Source organism: Streptomyces sp. NPDC048636, from assembly GCF_040650655.1.
Lineage (GTDB): Bacteria > Actinomycetota > Actinomycetes > Streptomycetales > Streptomycetaceae > Streptomyces.
This window is the reverse complement of the sequence record NZ_JBEZHR010000014.1, coordinates 105,936-121,917: the sequence shown is the minus strand read 5'-3', so window position 1 is coordinate 121,917 and position 15,982 is coordinate 105,936. Positions and strand designations below refer to the sequence as shown.

The window sequence follows — 15,982 nt, the reverse complement described above, 5'->3', positions numbered from 1 at the left end:
GGCGGTTCCATCGTTCGAGGTCAAATGTACCGTGCCGGCGATCGGCGGTGGCGCGGGCGGCCGGGCGGCCCGCTCACCGCCCCGGCTCGGCCAGTGTCAGCGGCACGGAGCCGCGGTACAGCAGCTGGCTGCCGAGCGGGGTGAGCGAGTGCACCACCGTATTGGACACCCGTGTGCTGGTGAGCAGTCCGGCGTTGCGCAGCACCGTGGCGTGCTGGCTGGCCGACGAGATGAGGATGCCGACGCGCTGGGCGAGTTCACCGGTGGTGCAACGGCCCTCGGCCGCCTCCAGTACGGCGGCCCGCGTCGGCCCCAGCAGCTTGGCCAGCGAGGAGCGGCCCTGGGCCGCGGGACCCTCCTCGAGCAGCCGGTGCTGTACGGGGTAGACCAGTACCGGTGTCCGGTCGTGGTGCAGCAGGGTGATGCTGGTGCGCCAGCAGAAGAACGACGGGATGAGCAGCAGCCCGCGGCCGTCGAGCCGCAGATCGCGGTCGACGGGGTAGTCGGCCTCCAGCACCGGCCGCCGCCACCGCAGACACGGGGGCAGCGCGGACAGCAGCGCCTCGGTGCCCCCGCCGAGCATCGGCGTGGACACCCGCAGTCGCTCATGGTCGACCTGGGCCCGGATGCGCTCCCAGTAGGGGGCGATCGCGGCCTCGTGATAGCCCCGGACGGCACGTCCCAGCAGCGTCACCGCGTCCGGTTCGCCGTCGGCCAGCGAACGGGTCCACGGGGGCAGCCGCCGCCCTCCGGCGAGCAGCGAGAGATCGCGCCGCAGCCGGGCCCGTGGGGTGCTCAGCACCGCGTCAAGACCCTCGTCCAGGTCGTACAGCGGGTCCGCCGGGGTGAGAAAGTCCGGAAAATAGCCCCTCGTTGGCACCAGGGCCGTCAAGAGCCCCGTCGAACGCGGCAGTTTGGGGCCGACCGACCGCCGCCAGCGCGCCGGCACCAGCCCCTGGTTCTGCTGGCGGAGACTGTGCAGGCTCAGCATGGTCTCCCACATCGGGACCGGCCCCGCGGCCACGCGGGTGAGTCCCAGGTCCTGACCGGTGAAATGTATGCGTAGCACAGCGCCCCCCGTGTCTCCGCCGCCTGCTTCCTTTACCTCCGTATCACGTTCGGGCGCGGGCCGTACCGGGGCACGGCGACGATGCGGTGTGTTTCAGTCTGGAATGAACCACCGCTGTACGCATACGCGTCCGCCCGGCGGAAGCCGCCGGGCGGACGCACGCGGAGGTGCGCCGGGCGCGTGGTGCGCCCGGCGCCGGGAGTCAGTCCGCGGAGAGCGCGGGGTCGCTGGCCCCCGTGCGCCCCGTCTCGACATGGCCGGACAGCCGCCGCAGATAGCCGCTGTCCTCATCGGAGGCCACCGACACGTCGTACCACTGGTGGTTGCGGCGGGTCTGCACGGTGTGGGTGGTCCGTCCGCCCGGGCGGAGCCGGTAGGTGGCCTTCTTCTGGTGGCCGTAGCCATCGGTGACGGTCAGCCGCACGGTCTTGTCGCCCTGGTTGACCAGGGTCAGTGCGACCTCGCCGGTCGTCCGGTGGTGGCGGGCGGTCACCTCGGGGCCGCGGCCGTCGATGCGCCCGCTGAAGTGGCGGACGAAGCCGCCCGGCCCGTGCACCTGGACGTCGTAGGTGTCCTTGTCCGCGGTGGCCGGCCAGCTGCCGGACAGGTGCTTGCCCGCCTCGACGGTGTAGCCCCACGGCCCGTCCGGGTGGCTCGCGGAGGTGACGTGGAAGTGCGCGCCCGCCCTGCCGCGGTTGGTGAAGTCCAGCCGCAGCTTTCCGTCGGCCACGGTGGCCTCGGCGGACAAGTCGTACGGCAGCGGCCTGGAGGGGCGCAGACCCGCCTCCTGTCGGGGCAGCGAGCCATTGGCCGGTGGCTTGGGCACATAGTCCGGGTGGCGCTCGTTGTCCGGCGGCAGATAGCCGTCGGTGTCCGGGAGGGACGGCACCTTGGCGTCGCTGTGCTTGAAGTCGAACGCCGCCGTCAGGTCACCGCACACCGCGCGCCGCCAGGGAGAGATGTTCGGCTCCTCGACACCGAAGCGCTGCTCCATCAGCCGGATGACCGAGGTGTGGTCCAGCGTCTGGGAGCACACGAAGCCACCGGTGCTCCACGGCGACACCACCAGCATCGGCACCCGCTGGCCCAGTCCGTAGGGGCCCGCGGGCTGCGACGCCGAGCCCGGGAACAGTTCCTCGGTGGTGTCCACGGTCGAGGCACCGCGGCCCTCCGCGGGCGCGTACGCCGGAACCACGTGGTCGAAGAAGCCGTCGTTCTCGTCGTAGGTGATGAGCAGCGCGGTACGGCTCCAGACCTCGGGGTCGGAGGTCAGCGCGTCCAGCACCTGGGAGATGTACCAGGCGCCGTAGTTGGCGGGCCAGTTGGGGTGCTCGGAGTACGCCTCGGGCGCCGCGATCCAGGAGATCTTGGGCAGCTCGCCGTTCTGGACGTCGGCCCGCAGGTTGTCGAAGAGGCCGTCGCCGTTCTTGACGTCGGTGCCGGTGCGGGCCTTGTCGTACAGCGGGTCGCCGGGCTTGGCGTTGCGGTACTGGTTGAAGAAGAGCAGCGAGTTGTCGCCGTAGTTGCCGCGGTAGGCGTCGTCGATCCACCCCCAGCCGCCGTCGGCGTCCAGCCCGTCGCCGATGTCCTGGTAGATCTTCCAGGAGACCCCGGCCTTCTCCAGGCGCTCGGGGTAGGTGGTCCAGCTGTAGCCGAGCTCGGCGTTGTCGAGTACCGGCCCGCCGCCCTTGCCGTCGTTGCCGGTGTAACCGGTGTACAGGTAGTAGCGGTTGGGGTCGGTGGAGCCGAGGAACGAGCAGTGGTACGCGTCGCAGATGGTGAACGCGTCGGCCAGCGCGTAGTGGAACGGTATGTCCTCACGCGTGAGGTACGCCATGGTGGTGGCGGACTTCACGGGCACCCACTTGTCGTAGGCACCCTTGTTGAACGCGGCGTGGCCGTCGGGCCAGCCGTGCGGGAGGTCCTGGAGGAACTGGAGTCCGAGGTCGTTCACCTCGGGCCGGAACGGCAGGACCTCCTTGCTGCCGTCGGACTGGTGCCACACGGGCTTGCCGCTGGGCAGCCGCACCGGATGCGGATCGCCGAACCCGCGCACCCCGCGCAGGGTTCCGAAGTAGTGATCGAAGGAACGATTCTCCTGCATCAGCACCACGATGTGCTCGATATCGCGCAGACTGCCGGTACGGCGGTTCGCCGGAATCGAGGCGGCGCGGGCGATGCTGGTGGACAGCAGGGACATGGCCGTGCTGGTACCGGCCAGTTGCATAAATCTGCGACGGTCGATGGAGGTCATGGCGGTCCAGTCTCCCTGTGTCGTACGAGGTGGAGCAAGCAACCGGGGCAGTCTGTTCCGCTCGACCCGTCCGGCACAACGGTTCTGAGGAGAAACGGCGGGAAAGGCTCCGTAAACCTTGGTCATCGCGCCGTTGGCCCGGGGCCCACCGGGCGACGGGCGTCCCGGTGGCCGACGCAGTACGTTGAAACCATGGACGGCGACACATTGACGCTCTTCCTGTGCGGCGATGTGATGCTCGCCCGCGGTGTCGATCAGATCCTGCCGCACCCCGGCGACCCGGAGCTGCGGGAGCCGTACATCCGCGACTCCCGCGCCTATGTCGGGCTGGCCGAGGAGCGGAACGGCCCGATTCCCCGCCCGGTCGACTTCACCTGGCCGTGGGGCGACGCGCTGGCGGTGCTGGACGAGGCCGCGCCCGACGCCCGGGTGGTCAACCTGGAGACCAGCGTCACGGCAGGTGGCGAGGACGCCCCGGGCAAGGAGCTCCATTACCGGATGAACCCCGCCAACCTCCCCTGCCTGGCCGCGGTCCGGCCCGATGTCTGTGTGCTGGCCAACAACCATGTCCTGGACCGAGGCCCGCACGGTCTGGAGGACACCCTCGATGCCCTGGCCGGGGCCGGACTCCGGGTGGCCGGGGCCGGGCGGGACCTCACCGCCGCCCGGCGCCCCGCCGTCGTCCCGGTGGGGGAGGACCGGCGGATCCTGGTCTTCGCCTTCGGGACACCCTCCAGCGGTGTCCCGTACCGCTGGGCCGCGACCGACGACCGGCCCGGGATCGACTTCATGCCCGAGCTGACCGACGCGGGTGCCGCCACGCTCACGGGCCGGGTGCGCCGGCTCAAACGGCCCGGCGACATCGCCGTCGCCTCGGTCCACTGGGGCGGCAACTGGGGCTACGACATCCCGGCGGACCAGATCCGCTTCGCCCACGCGCTGATCGACGGCGGCGTCGACCTCGTCCACGGCCACTCCTCCCACCACCCCCGCCCGGCCGAGGTGTACCGCGGCAAGCTGATCCTCCACGGCTGCGGGGACCTCATCGACGACTACGAGGGCATCACCGGCTATGAGCGGTACCGCGACGATCTGCGGCTGCTCCACCTCGTACGGGTGGCCGCGGACGGCGGCCACCTCGTCGAGCTGCGCATGGTGCCCCTCCAGTCACGGCGGATGCGGCTGCGTTACGCCACGCACCGGGACGCGGAATGGCTCGGCGCCACCCTCGACCGGGTCGGCGCCCGGTTCGGTACCCGCGTCGAGGTCACCCATGACGCGCCGTACGACGTGCTGACGCTTCGGCGCGACTGGGCGAGGGAACACGGCTAGCCGAGGAAAGGAAACGACAGATGTCCCCCGGCAACCACTCCGCGAGGCGCCCGGAGCCGGCGCACCGCCTCATCGACGCGGCCTTCGGCCGTCCGCGCGGCCCCGCGGGCACCGTAGGCGGTGCCCTGATGGCGCGTCTGAACGCCACCGAGGAGCGCTGGGCCGTGGACCGGGCGGCGCTGCGCCCCGGTGAACGTGTGCTGGTCGTCGGGCCCGGACCGGGCGTCGCACTGGCACGGGCGGTGGCCGCCGTCGAGCCCGGCGGCCGGGTCGTCGCCGTCGATCCCTCGGCCACCATGCGCCGGTCGGCGATCCGGCGGTGTGCGGCCCAGATCGCGGCGGGCACCCTCGAGGTGCGCGACGGCGCCGCGGAGCGGACCGGCTGTCCGGACGCCGGGGTGGACGCCGTACTGTCCGTCAACAACGTCATGCTCTGGGACCGCCCGGCCGGATTCCGTGAACTGCTGCGGGTGCTGCGCCCCGGTGGACGGATGGTGCTCATCGTCCACCGCCATGTCCTCGGGATTCCGCCCGAGCGGCTGGTGACCGAGGCGACCGGGGCCGGATTCGGCGGTGTCGAACTCACCTTGCGCGAACGCCGTGTCCTCGGCCCCGCCGTACAGATGCTGCTGCACCACCCCGGCCACTGAGCCACCGGGCGTCAGATCACCTTGGCGCGCACCAGGGCGGCCAGCGCCAGCGCCCCCGGCACCAGCGGCAGCCACACCGTGATGAAGCGGTAGGTCAGCACGGCGGATGTGGCGGACTCGGCCGGGGCGCCCGCCGAGACCAGCGCGATGACCAGAGCGGCGTCCACCGATCCGATACCGCCGGGGGAGGGGATCAGGGCGGCCACCGCCGTGGCGGCCAGATAGGCGAGCATCACATGCGGCGGCCGCACCTCCAGCTCCAGCGCGAGCGCCACGGCCACCAGCCCGGCCGCCTGGAGCAGCGGAAACGCGAGGGAACCGCCCCACAGGGCCAGCGCCCGGGCCGGTCGCCTGTGCAGCGACCGCGCGTCGGACAGCGCGGTGCGCAGGAACGTGCCGACGAGCCTGCGCACCGGGCGGATCAGCAGCGCCCCCACCAGCAGCACGATCACCCCGGCCGCCACCGCCGCCATCACGGCCGCGCCGGACCGGTCGGGCAGCACCTGGCCCAGCCGCAGCGCCTCGGGAAAGGCCAGGAACAGCACGGCCAGCAGACCGATCCGGGTCACCCCCTCGGCGAGGAAGTACAGCGCGAGCGCGGCCGAGGAGCGGGCGGCCGGAATGCCGCAGCCGGTCATGAAGCGGATGTTGACCGCGCTCGCGCCGATCCCCGACGGCAGCAGGTGGTTGGCCGCGCCCGCCGCGAACTGGGTGACGAACAGCCGCCGGGCCGGGAGCGGTTCATGCACCGCGCCCTGCCGGGCGAACGACACCGCCACCCAGGTGAGCCCGGTCATCGTCACCGCCACCAGCAGCCACCAGGGATTCGCGGTCAGCATCTGACGGGCGCCGGAGCCGATCAGCGACCGGTGCTGGAGCACCCACACGGCCACGGCGGCCAGCGGCAGCAGACACAGGATCCGGCGCACCGGGACCCTGCGGTACACGGGACGGCGCGGCCGCCGCGCCACGGGCTGGGGCAGCGGCTGGGGCAGTACCTGCGTCATCGATTGCGACATGGGCCGCGACCTCGCTTTCGGCTTCGGTCCGGAGATCTCTGTTGCTGGGATACGGGCCGCGCCCGGTTCCGTGCTCATCGCTCCGTCTGCCCCGTCATCCGCCCGGCAGTACCCCCGGCCGGTGCCGGGTCGCTCTCCGGCGGTGCTCCGCGCAGCGGAAGGGCGATCAGGAGCCCCACGCAGATCCATACATAGGCGTTCGCGCCGAGGAAGCCGCCCACCCCCGTGGAGTCGAACCGCCACAGCCACACCAGACTGCTGCACAGCAGCGCGTAGACCACCGCCGCCGTGCGCAGCAGCGTCCGGCGGCGGGCCGGGGACGCACCCGGCCGCAAGCCGGACTCGGCCAGCACCGCCAACGCCGGGATCAGCCACACCAGATGGTGTATCCAGGTGATCGGGCTGATCAGACACGCGGCCACACCGGTCAGCGCGACACCGGCCGTCTCGTCCCCGGCGGCCGCCGCGTCACGCACCCGGTACGCCCAGACCGCCAGGACCGCGAGCACTCCGAGCCCCCACACCGCACCGCTCGGCTGGAGCGGTTCGACCAGCCGCGCCAGCACCCCCTCCCAGGACTGGTTGGAGACATAGGCGAGCGCACCGATGCGGTCGGTGTCCCACAGCGCCTCGGTCCAGTACTCCCGCGAGGCACCCGGTGCCGCCCACGCGGCCAGCAGTGTGGCGGCCACCGCGGTGCCCGCGGCGAGGGCGGCGGCACGCCACCGCCGGGTCACCGCCAGATAGACGATGAAGATCGCCGGGGTGAGTTTGATGGCCGCGGCCAGACCGGTGCCGCAGCCGGCGAACCGGGCGCGGCCGTGTCCCGCCGACAGCAGCCAGGCGTCGAAGACCACCAGGACCAGCAGCAACAGATTGACCTGGCCGAAGCTGAAGGTGTCCCGTACCGGCTCCAGCAGCGCGAACAGACATCCCGCCACGGTGAAGGCGAACCACGGGATCCAGCCCTGCCGGCGCACCAGCGGGCCGATCAGCCAGCCCAGCACGGCGGCCGAGGCGGCCACGTTGAGCGCCGTGCTGATGGTGACCGCGCCCGGCCAGCTCACCAGTGTCATCGGCAGCATGCACAGGGCGGCGAACGGCGGATAGGTGAAGCCGTAGTCCGCGCCGTCCGCCCCGGGGAGGGTGAACTCGTAGATGTGGCCGTCCCGCAGCCAGTGGCCGACCGCCCCGTAGTACACATGGAGGTCGAACCAGTTCCGGTGCAGCGGGACCGTGGCCAGGAACAGCGCCACCGCCGCCAGCAGACCGGACGCCAGCAGCAGCCGTCCGCGCGGGGTGCCCGGCCCGCTCATACCGGACGCTCCGGGCGGTGGCCGCCGGAGGTGGCGGGCCCGGTGGCGAATCCCGGCGTATGCCGGGCGCCCCACAGTGCGAGGAGCGCCAGCGCCCCTCCGCACACCGCGAACGTCAACTGCCGTGCGTCCGGGGCGAATCCACTCGGCAGTACGGCCAGCGCCAGCACTCCGCTGCCCGCCGCCACCGCCCGGCGCACCGCTCCGGCCGGCGCCGCCGCCGCGAGCAGGAACAGTCCCCACAGCACGTACCAGGGCCGCAGCGCCGGGCCGAGCAGGGCCACTGCCGTCAAGCTCAGCCCCAGCGCGTACAGCGGACCGCGCGGCGGCCGCAGCCAGACCACGGCCACCGCCGCGGCGGTGGCCAGCAGCCCCAGTGCTTGCCACGCCGGGGTGGCGAGCGGTGCCAGACCGCTGCCGACCGCGTCCAGCAGGGCGCCGGTGGCACGTCCGAGGATGCTGGTCAGCGCCCAGTTGCCGGGCGACGCCGGGGTGGAGAGCGCGCTGATCCAGCCGTATCCGGTGCCGGTCACGGCGGTGGCCGCGCCCGTGGTGGCGAGCGCCAGCGCGGCGGTGGCCAGCACGGCAGCCACCCGCCGTCCGCGGCCCGCCACCTGGTGTGCCCACAGGGAGGCCACCGCCAGCAGCCCCAGTGCGGCGGGCGCCTTGACGAGGGCGGCGAGGGTGACCAGTACCGCACCGCACGCCGGCCACCGGCCCGTGGCGGCCACCAGCCCGGCGCCCAGCAGTCCGAGCATCACCGCGTCGTTGTGCGCCCCGCCCACCAGATGCAGCAGCAACAGCGGGTTGAGCGCCCCGAGCCACAGCGCACCGGCCGGATCGGTGCCGCAGCGCCGGGCGAGCACCGGAAGCGCCAGCACCATCAGCGCCACCCCGACCAGCGCGACCAGCCGCAGCCCCAGCACCCCGAGGGACGGTTCGGCGCGCGAGGCGTGTGCGACCGCGCTCTCGAACGCCAGGGACACCGGACCGTACGGGGCAGGGGTGTGCTGCCAGAGCGGCGCCACCTCTTCCGCGAGCGGTCCGCCCAGCCGGATCGGGCCATGGGAGTAGACGTCGATCCGCGCGTGCACCATCGCGCCCTGGGCGAGATAGCTGTACACATCCCGGCTGAACAGCGGGGGAGCGGGCAGCAGCGGTGCCGCCCACACGGCGAGCGTGAGCAGCATGCTCCGGGTGCCGGGCGGCCGCGGCCCACGCACCGCGCGGCCCAGCCACCACCAGGCCGCGATCAGCAGGACCAGCCCGAAGTAGGTGCTGACCAGGCCGAGCGCGGCTCTGCCGGAGTCGGGGGTGAGGGCGTCCGCAGCCGGCAGCGCACCGGCCGTCGCTCCCCCCAGCGCCAGCGCCACGGTGCCCGCGAGCCCGAGCAGCCGGCAGTGGCGGGGAGCGACGGTGACACCTCGGACGAGAACACGACGGACCAGCATCCGACCAGCCTCACCAGAGCGCATGGCCGAGACTTGACGTCGCGGTCACCGGCGGCTTGCCGTGAGGTGTCGGCCCGGGCCGGGATGGCGCCTCCCCTCCCGGCCGGCCGCCGGTACCGCCTCTCTCAGCCCGCGCTCACCAGGCGGCGGCGGTCAGGCACTCCCGTGCGCCGATGGACGACCAGGGTGCCCGCTCGACCACCAGCTGGCGCAGTTTGCGCAGTTCCCGCGGGCAGTTCCAGCCGAGCACCCCGACCACCCGGCCCCGGTGACCGTAGGCGGCGACGAAGCGGCGGTGCTCCAGCTCACCGTGGAGCACGGTGAGCTCGGCATCGGCCGGGAAGACGCCGTACGCCTGGATACGGGCGTCGTACTGGTCGGTCCAGAAGTACGGCACCGGGGCGAACGGGAGCTCCTCGCCCAGCAGATTGCGGGCCACGGCCTGCGCCTGCTCGGTCGCGTTCAGCCGGTGCTCCAGCCGCATCGGCGCGTCGAAGTGGCTGTTGTGCCAGGAGGCCACGTCCCCGGCCGCGTAGACCCCCGGCGCGGCCCGGCAGGTGGCGTCGCACTCCACGCCGTTGGTCAGCAGCAGCCCTGACCCCTGGAGCCAGCCGGTGGCCGGGGCGGCGCCGACCGCGACCACCACCAGATCGGCGTCCAGCTTGACGCCGTCGGTCAGCTCCAGCCCGGTCACCCGGCCATCCGTCTCCAGGAACTGGTTCACCCCGGTGCCGCAGCGCACGGACACCCCGTGGTCCTGGTGGAGCTGTCCCACGAGCGCGCCGACGAGGTCGCCGAACTGGCGCCGCATGGGCACCGGCCGGGGGTCGATCAGGGTGACGTCCAGCCCCATGCCACGGGCGGCCGCCGCCGCTTCGGCGCCGAGGAAACCGGCCCCGACCACGGCCACCTTGGGCCCGCGCAGCATGGCGGCGCGCAGCGCGAGGGCGTCGTCGAGGGTGCGCAGCAGATGCATTCCCGCCAGCTCGACACCGGGTAACCGGCAGGGGTTCACCCCGGTGGCGATGACGAGCGAGCCGTAGGGCACGCTGTCACCGCCGTCCAGCAGCACCCGCCCGGCGCCGATGTCCAGTCCGGTGGCGGACCTGCCGAACAGCAACTCGGCGTCCAGCGCGGACAGTTCCTCGTCGGTGCGCAGTCTGATCCGGTCCGGCTCCCAGGTGCCCGCCAGGATCTGCTTGGACAGCGGGGGCCGGTCGTACGGGGTGTGCGGCTCGTCCCCGATAAGGGTGAGACGGCCGTCGTAGCCGAGGGTGCGGAGGGTCACGGCCGTGGTGAGCCCGGCCACGGAGGCTCCCACGATGACCACGTTGCGGGTGTTGTTCACGACTCTGCCAGGGTGATAGCGAGGGCTGGGCATACGGCGGCGGCGTGACGGACGTCGTCGTGCGCCTCGGCGGGCGGGGCGTCGTCCAGCAGGATCGCGACACCGTCCTCGTCGCGCTGGTCGAAGACATCCTGCGCGGCGAGCACGCATTGGCCGGAGGCCACGCATTTGTCCTGGTGCAAGGTCACCCGCATAGGGCTTTCTCTCCTCGATCGGGGGTGGGGGGTTGTCGGAGCGACGCTGGTGGAGGCGGAACCGCCTCACCAGGCGACAGGTAGTTCATGGACCCCGTAGACGATGGAGTCGTGCTTGTAGGGGAGTGCGGCCGGGTCGGCTGCCAGGCGCAGCGTGGGGATGCGCCGGTAGAGCGTGCTGTAGACGACCTGGAGCTCCACCCGGGCCAGCTGCTGGCCCAGACACTGGTGGACGCCGTAGCCGAAGGCCACGTGGTGGCGGGCGTCACGGCCAAGGTCGAGAGTGTCGGGTTCGGCGAAGACCGCCGCGTCGTGGTTGGCCGCGTCGATGGCCAGGATGACGGCCTCGCCCGCGCGGATCAGCTGACCGCCGAGGTCGATGTCCTCCAGCGCCACCCGGCGCAGCCCGGTCTGCACGATGGTGAGATGGCGCAGCAGTTCCTCCACCGCCGCGGCCACGCGGGCCGGGTCGTCGGTGGCGCGCAGCGCGGCGAGCTGCTCGGGATGGCGGAGCAGCGCGAGAGTGCCCAGCGCGATCATGTTGGCGGTGGTCTCATGCCCCGCGACCAGCAGCAGCATGGCGATGGCCGCCAGGTCCCGCCGCTCGAGCAGACCGGGGCCCACCTGCCCGGTGGCCAGCACGGAGAGCAGATCGTCCGCGGGGCGGGCCAGCTTCTCGCCCACCAGCCCGTCCAGATAGTCCATCAGGATCCGCTGGGCCTCGGTGGCCCGGGCCGCGGAGTTGCGGTTGAGCAGGGCCGCGCTGTTGCGCTGGAAGAAGGCGTGGTCGGCGTAGGGGACACCGAGCAGCCGGCAGATGACCAGGGACGGCAGCGGCAGCGCGAACTCCCGCACCAGATCGGCGGGGCAGGGCCCGGCCAACATGGTGTCGATCAGCTCGTCCACCAGTTGCTGGATGGCGGGGCGCATCGCCTGGATACGCCTGACCGTGAACGGGGCGGTGACCAGTCTGCGCAGCCGGGCGTGGGTGGGGTCGTCCATCACGATGAAGGACGTCTGGCGGCGGGCGCGCTCCAGACTGCCCTGGCTCACCTGCGGATAGCCGGGGTGCAGGATGTCACTGCTGATCCGGGGGTCTCCGGCCAGGGCACGCAGCTCCTCGTACCGGGTGACCAGCCAGGCATCGCTGTCGTCCCACAGCCGGACCTTCCGCAGTGGTGCCGTCGCCTGTAACTCCCGCAGTCCGGCGGGTGGGGAGAAGGGGCAGTGCGGGCTCCTGTCGATGGGGTAGCCCGGTTCCGGGCCGGTGCCGCTCGCCGTGTCCGTGAGGGTGTCGGTCATCTCTCCTCCGTTGCCGGTGTAGGGCCTGGAGCAGTTGCTCAACGCGTGTACCGACGGGGTACTAAACGTGCGTTCGGTAACGCGGCGGTTACGGAGGCTAGTTGGGTCCGGCCGGGGAACACAACACGCTCCGTCTAAAGATGGCCACGCTTCGGACACATATGAGCGTGGCATGTGCGCTTCATGGACCTGTGTGATCGGGTTCGGTCATCACCAATATCGGGGCGATCGTGTGCCGTTCATCCCCCGGCTGACCGGCGCCCCGCGCCCCTCCCCGCTCCGGTGTACGACCACCGCCGGACGCCCCGGGATCACCCAGATCTCACATGGCGGAAATACACGGGTTACGGAAGTTCCGCATGACTCCCTTACGGTCGAGGAGACCTGGCCTGATATCCACGCGATCGGGATTCCGAAGCACTACTCGTACCCAGACCGCAACCGCACGCCCACCGCATCCGTGCCGACGCGGTAACCGCACCACGGAGGACCCTTGCGCGTTCGCCCCGCTCCGCCCGACTGGCTGATCCATCCCCTGCGCGGGGTATGGGGGACCGGCGGCCCCGTGCCCTGGGGCGCCGTCGTCCGCGGGGCGCTCGGAGTCGGCCCCGTGGTGGCCGCCGGAGCCGCCTCGGGACACACCTCCGCCGGGGTCACCGCCGGGATCGGCGCGATGTTCGCCCATATCAACGACCGCCCCGCGACTCGCGCCACCCGGGTCGTCCGCATCGGGCTGCCCGCCCTCGCCGGAGCCGTCGGCATGCTCACCGGCGCCTGGCTGGGCACCCTCGGCCTCGGCGCGGCGATCGTGGGCGCGCTCGCCGCCGTCGGGCTGTTCTCGGGTGCGCTCAGCGCCGTCGGGCCGGTCTGCTCGGCGGCCGGGGTGCAGCTGATGGTGCTGTGCGTCGTCGGCGTAGGAATGCCCCTGCCGGAACCCCCGGCGGCCCGTGCCGGGCTGGTCCTCACCGGTGCCGTCTGGGTGATCACCATGGCGGCGCTGCTGCCCCGGGCGGCCCGGCTGTTCCGACGCCGCCCGGTCGCGCGTTCCGACGCGGGCGAGGCCGTGGCCGCCGTCTACGACGCCCTCGCCGGGCTGTTGGCCGCGGTCGGCACCGAGGGCGGCCGCCCCGCCCGGCGTCGACTGACCACCGCGTACGACACCGCCTACGAAGCGCTCTACGCCCACCGGCTGCCGCTCCACCGCCCCGATGTCCGCGCACGCGCGCTGCGCGACCGCCTCGCGGTGGCCGGAGCGCTCAGCGAGGCGGCGCTCACCCTGCTGTGGGAGGACGCGCCCCTCCCCGACGACCTGGCCCGCACTCCCGCCCGGCTCGCCCGCTCGATCCGCACCGGACGGCCCCCCGGCCCGCTGCCCGCGCCCGTCCCGGACACCGCGGGCAAGGTGGCCGTGCACCGCGCGGTACTGCTCGCCGCCCGTGTCTTCGACGGCGAACCGGCGCCCGCCGTCGGTCCCGTGGGCCCCGGCCTCCGGCAGCGGCTGCGCCGCGCCTCGGGTGCGGCCGGTCGCGAGTACGCGGCCCGGGTGGCGCTGTGCGTCGGGGTGAGCACCGCGCTCGCCCGCGAACTCCCCGGTGACCACTGGTACTGGCTCCCCGCCACGGCCGCCTTCCTCGTCAAACCGGATATGGGCCCGCTGTTCTCCCGGGCCGTCTCCAGGGCGCTCGGCACCGCGGTGGGCGTGACCGTCTTCGGCGCGCTCGCCGCCCTCCTCGGCCCGGTGGCCGGGGTGCCCGGTGTCTGGCCGGTGGCCGTGGCCGCGCTCTGCTCGGCCCTGATCCCCGTCTCCGTGCGCCACTTCGCGCTCCAGACCGCCGTCCTCACCCCGCTGCTGCTCTCCCTGGTCTACCTCGGCGGGGACACCGACCCCGGGTACACCCGGCTGAGGGACACCCTGCTGGCCTGCGGGGTGGTGCTGGCCGCCGGGGCACTGCCGGGGCTCGGCGGGCCACGGGCCCAGGTGTCCGTCCGGCTCTCGCTCGCCGTCCGTGCCACCCGCGACCACCTCGACCGGGTGCTGGCCGCCGACACCCGCTACCCGGAACGGCTCCGGCTGCGCCGTGAGGCGTACCGGGCCCTGGCCGACGCCCGCCGGGCGGTGGCGGTGTCCGGCGCCGAACACCCGCCCTTCGGACGGGACCTGGCGGTGTGGGCCCCGGTGGTCTCCGCGCTGGAGGAGATCGTGGACACCGCGACGGCCTGTGGTGTCCGGCTCGACCAGGGCGCCGCGGCCCCGGATCCGGAGCTGGTGACGCGGCTGCGGACCGCGCTGTCGGACCTGGCCGACGCGGTGGCGGCCCGCCGCCCTCCGACGGATCTGGCGCTGCCCGTGGGCGGTGCGGTGGCGGACTGCGCCACGCTCGCGGATGTCACCGCCGGACTGCGCCGGGCGCGTCAACTGGCCTCCTCGTAGGGGCTGTTACTCGCCGTACGCTGTCCCGCCGGGGCCGGTTCGCGGGACCCGTCCCGCCGGATCCGCCCCGCCGGTGTCGGCCCGTCAGCTCGTCTCCGTCAGCCCGGTGACGCGCATGGTGATGTTCAGCCGCCCCGCCGTCAGTCCGGTCGCCGGATCGCCGGTGCCGGGCAGGATCCTCGGCACACCGTGATAGGCGTAGCGCGAGGGGCCACCGAAGACGAACAGATCGCCGGAGGCGAGTTCGAGATCGGTGTAGGGCCTGGTGCGGGTCTCGGTGTTGCCGAAGCGGAACACACAGGTGTCGCCGACGGTGAGGGACACCACCGGTGCGCTGGAGCGCTCGTCCTTGTCCTGGTGCATACCGAGCTTCGCCTGCGCGTCATAGAAGTTGATGAGCGCCGTGTCGGGGGTGTAGCCGTCCGCGGCCCGCTCGTCCTCGTACGCCGCCACCAGTGCGCGGCGGCCCATCTCCACCATCCAGTCCGGGAACGCCGCCACCCGCGCGCCGTTCACGTCGTCCGCGGTCCGGGTGTAGGCGTACGGCTTCCAGTGCCAGCCCACGCACACCGTGCGCACGGACATCACCCCGCCGTTCGGCAGCCGGGTACGGCGGATGGGCACCGGGCCGGTGGCCCAGGCGCGGCAGGCCGTGACCAGGCGGCGCTGTGCGTCCAGGTCGAGCCAGCCGGGCAGATGGACGGCGCCGGGTGCCACGGACAGCCGCGGCCGGGGGATCAGCGCGTCCACCGCGGGTCACCGCCCTCCGGTGCCGGGTGGGAGGTCACCCAGCGGTGCCGGATGTCCCAGCTTCCACCGTCGGCGGTGGCCCCGCGCAGGCCGTGCAGTGTGCCGGGACCGGCCACCGCCGGGAGGCGCGAGTCCCGCAGCGAGGCGAACGCGACGGTGCGCCCCGGATCCCAGTCGGTGCTGTGCCGCAACCGCCGGCTCATCCGGATCCAGCCCAGCGGCGCGGCGGCCACCACCCAGGCGTCCGGTGCCGGTGCGGTCAGCCGCCGGGCCGGGCGCAGCCACGACGCGGCGGTCTCGGGCCAGTCCACCACCGCGACGAGCTGTCCGCCCCGTTCCTGCCAGGCGGTGGCGAACGCCGCGGCGGCGGCGCGCGAGGCGGTGTCGCGGCCGTGGCCGACGGCCACCGTCCCGGTGCGGGGCGCCAGGGCGGTCACCAGGCGGATGACGGCGGCGAGTTCGGCCGCGGTGTGCGGCACGGGACCCGGCAGCGCGCCGTACGCCCTCTCCTCGGCCTCGCCGAGCAGGGGTGAGACGGGCCGCTCATCGGGGTATCGCGAGGTGTTCAGCACGGCTCAGTGGTCTCCCGGTTCGCTTTCCAGCGGGTGTACCGCGCGGGGAGGCACACCGCGTACGGCCGGTATCCGGCCGCGAGCGCGGTGGCCTCGTCCGCGAAGAACACCCGGTCCCGCCGGTAGCCGCCGCGGGCCAGGGCCCGCAGCGCCGAGGGACAGTCCAGCCTCCCGTAGATCCTGGCCCGCCGATGGCCGCCGAGCGTGCCCGGAGCCATGGCGCGGTAGGGACGTCCCGCCGCGTCCAACAGCGTGTACATACGGACGGTGTCCGGTGCGGTGGCCATCGTGGTG

The 15,982-nt window shown here is 73.1% G+C and carries 14 protein-coding genes; 3 read left to right on the top strand and 11 right to left on the bottom strand.

Annotated features, from left to right (window positions below; genetic code table 11):
* Positions 1-73 precede the first annotated feature (73 nt).
* Together AB0C66_RS29310 and AB0C66_RS29305 are read right to left on the bottom strand one after the other, a co-directional pair.
* Entirely contained in the window at positions 74-1,069 is a 996-nt protein-coding gene (locus tag AB0C66_RS29310; protein ID WP_362445100.1) for an ArsR family transcriptional regulator, read from the bottom strand.
* A 202-nt stretch (positions 1,070-1,271) separates the two neighbouring features.
* Entirely contained in the window at positions 1,272-3,323 is a 2,052-nt protein-coding gene (locus AB0C66_RS29305; protein WP_362445098.1) for a phosphocholine-specific phospholipase C, read from the bottom strand.
* Between the two features lie 192 nt (positions 3,324-3,515).
* On the opposite strand from AB0C66_RS29305, the gene AB0C66_RS29300 reads away from it, so the two are divergent.
* Together AB0C66_RS29300 and AB0C66_RS29295 are read left to right on the top strand one after the other, a co-directional pair.
* Positions 3,516-4,655: a CapA family protein gene (locus AB0C66_RS29300; protein ID WP_362445095.1), complete on the top strand. Its 1,140-nt coding sequence runs from the start codon at positions 3,516-3,518 to the stop codon at positions 4,653-4,655.
* A 20-nt stretch (positions 4,656-4,675) separates the two neighbouring features.
* Positions 4,676-5,305 (top strand): methyltransferase domain-containing protein, encoded by a 630-nt coding sequence (locus tag AB0C66_RS29295; protein WP_362445092.1) that lies wholly within the window; start codon positions 4,676-4,678, stop codon positions 5,303-5,305.
* Between the two features lie 11 nt (positions 5,306-5,316).
* Here AB0C66_RS29295 and AB0C66_RS29290 read toward each other — a convergent pair whose 3' ends face one another.
* The 6 genes from AB0C66_RS29290 to AB0C66_RS29265 all read right to left on the bottom strand — a co-directional run bounded on the left by AB0C66_RS29290 (position 5,317) and on the right by AB0C66_RS29265 (position 11,935).
* Positions 5,317-6,324, bottom strand: a complete 1,008-nt coding sequence (locus tag AB0C66_RS29290; protein WP_362445089.1) for a lysylphosphatidylglycerol synthase transmembrane domain-containing protein — start codon at positions 6,322-6,324, stop codon at positions 5,317-5,319.
* A 74-nt stretch (positions 6,325-6,398) separates the two neighbouring features.
* Positions 6,399-7,640, bottom strand: coding sequence for a glycosyltransferase 87 family protein (locus AB0C66_RS29285; protein WP_362445087.1), 1,242 nt, complete (start codon positions 7,638-7,640; stop codon positions 6,399-6,401).
* Positions 7,637-9,091 carry a polyprenol phosphomannose-dependent alpha 1,6 mannosyltransferase MptB gene (gene mptB, locus AB0C66_RS29280; RefSeq protein ID WP_362445084.1) on the bottom strand — a complete coding sequence of 485 codons (1,455 nt, stop codon included), beginning with the start codon at positions 9,089-9,091 and terminating at the stop codon, positions 7,637-7,639. Before mptB ends, AB0C66_RS29285 begins: the two co-directional genes overlap by 4 nt.
* A gap of 136 nt (positions 9,092-9,227) precedes the next feature.
* Positions 9,228-10,439, bottom strand: coding sequence for an FAD-dependent oxidoreductase (locus tag AB0C66_RS29275; RefSeq protein ID WP_362445082.1), 1,212 nt, complete (start codon positions 10,437-10,439; stop codon positions 9,228-9,230).
* The gene (locus tag AB0C66_RS29270) at positions 10,436-10,633 is read right to left on the bottom strand and encodes a ferredoxin (protein ID WP_362445079.1); all 198 of its coding nucleotides are present in this window, start codon (positions 10,631-10,633) and stop codon (positions 10,436-10,438) included. The genes AB0C66_RS29275 and AB0C66_RS29270 overlap by 4 nt, the downstream gene beginning before the upstream one ends.
* A gap of 66 nt (positions 10,634-10,699) precedes the next feature.
* Complete coding sequence (locus AB0C66_RS29265; RefSeq protein ID WP_362445076.1) at positions 10,700-11,935, bottom strand: cytochrome P450; 1,236 nt, start codon at positions 11,933-11,935, stop codon at positions 10,700-10,702.
* Positions 11,936-12,428: 493 nt separating this feature from the next.
* Between AB0C66_RS29265 and AB0C66_RS29260 the strand changes: the two genes are divergently transcribed.
* Positions 12,429-14,366 (top strand): FUSC family protein, encoded by a 1,938-nt coding sequence (locus AB0C66_RS29260; RefSeq protein ID WP_362445073.1) that lies wholly within the window; start codon positions 12,429-12,431, stop codon positions 14,364-14,366.
* An 84-nt stretch (positions 14,367-14,450) separates the two neighbouring features.
* Here the strand turns inward: AB0C66_RS29260 and AB0C66_RS29255 are convergent, their stop codons facing one another.
* The 3 genes from AB0C66_RS29255 to AB0C66_RS29245 are packed head-to-tail and all read right to left on the bottom strand — an operon-like array spanning position 14,451 to position 15,975.
* Positions 14,451-15,116 carry an alpha-ketoglutarate-dependent dioxygenase AlkB gene (locus AB0C66_RS29255; protein ID WP_362445070.1) on the bottom strand — a complete coding sequence of 222 codons (666 nt, stop codon included), beginning with the start codon at positions 15,114-15,116 and terminating at the stop codon, positions 14,451-14,453.
* Entirely contained in the window at positions 15,104-15,688 is a 585-nt protein-coding gene (locus tag AB0C66_RS29250; protein ID WP_362445067.1) for a hypothetical protein, read from the bottom strand. The genes AB0C66_RS29255 and AB0C66_RS29250 overlap by 13 nt, the downstream gene beginning before the upstream one ends.
* The gene (locus AB0C66_RS29245; protein WP_362445065.1) at positions 15,682-15,975 is read right to left on the bottom strand and encodes an Ada metal-binding domain-containing protein; all 294 of its coding nucleotides are present in this window, start codon (positions 15,973-15,975) and stop codon (positions 15,682-15,684) included. The genes AB0C66_RS29250 and AB0C66_RS29245 overlap by 7 nt, the downstream gene beginning before the upstream one ends.
* Between the last annotated feature and the right edge of the window lie 7 nt (positions 15,976-15,982).

What these genes read in the sequence shown, in the direction of transcription:
- AB0C66_RS29300 (WP_362445095.1), top strand. Translation starts at nt 3,516, where the DNA reads ATGGACGGCGACACATTGACGCTCTTCCTGTGCGGCGATGTGATGCTC.
- AB0C66_RS29270 (WP_362445079.1), bottom strand. Translation starts at nt 10,633, where the DNA reads ATGCGGGTGACCTTGCACCAGGACAAATGCGTGGCCTCCGGCCAATGC.
- AB0C66_RS29295 (WP_362445092.1), top strand. Translation starts at nt 4,676, where the DNA reads ATGTCCCCCGGCAACCACTCCGCGAGGCGCCCGGAGCCGGCGCACCGC.
- AB0C66_RS29290 (WP_362445089.1), bottom strand. Translation starts at nt 6,324, where the DNA reads ATGTCGCAATCGATGACGCAGGTACTGCCCCAGCCGCTGCCCCAGCCC.
- AB0C66_RS29265 (WP_362445076.1), bottom strand. Translation starts at nt 11,935, where the DNA reads ATGACCGACACCCTCACGGACACGGCGAGCGGCACCGGCCCGGAACCG.
- AB0C66_RS29285 (WP_362445087.1), bottom strand. Translation starts at nt 7,640, where the DNA reads ATGAGCGGGCCGGGCACCCCGCGCGGACGGCTGCTGCTGGCGTCCGGT.
- AB0C66_RS29305 (WP_362445098.1), bottom strand. Translation starts at nt 3,323, where the DNA reads ATGACCTCCATCGACCGTCGCAGATTTATGCAACTGGCCGGTACCAGC.
- AB0C66_RS29245 (WP_362445065.1), bottom strand. Translation starts at nt 15,975, where the DNA reads ATGGCCACCGCACCGGACACCGTCCGTATGTACACGCTGTTGGACGCG.
- mptB (WP_362445084.1), bottom strand. Translation starts at nt 9,091, where the DNA reads ATGCTGGTCCGTCGTGTTCTCGTCCGAGGTGTCACCGTCGCTCCCCGC.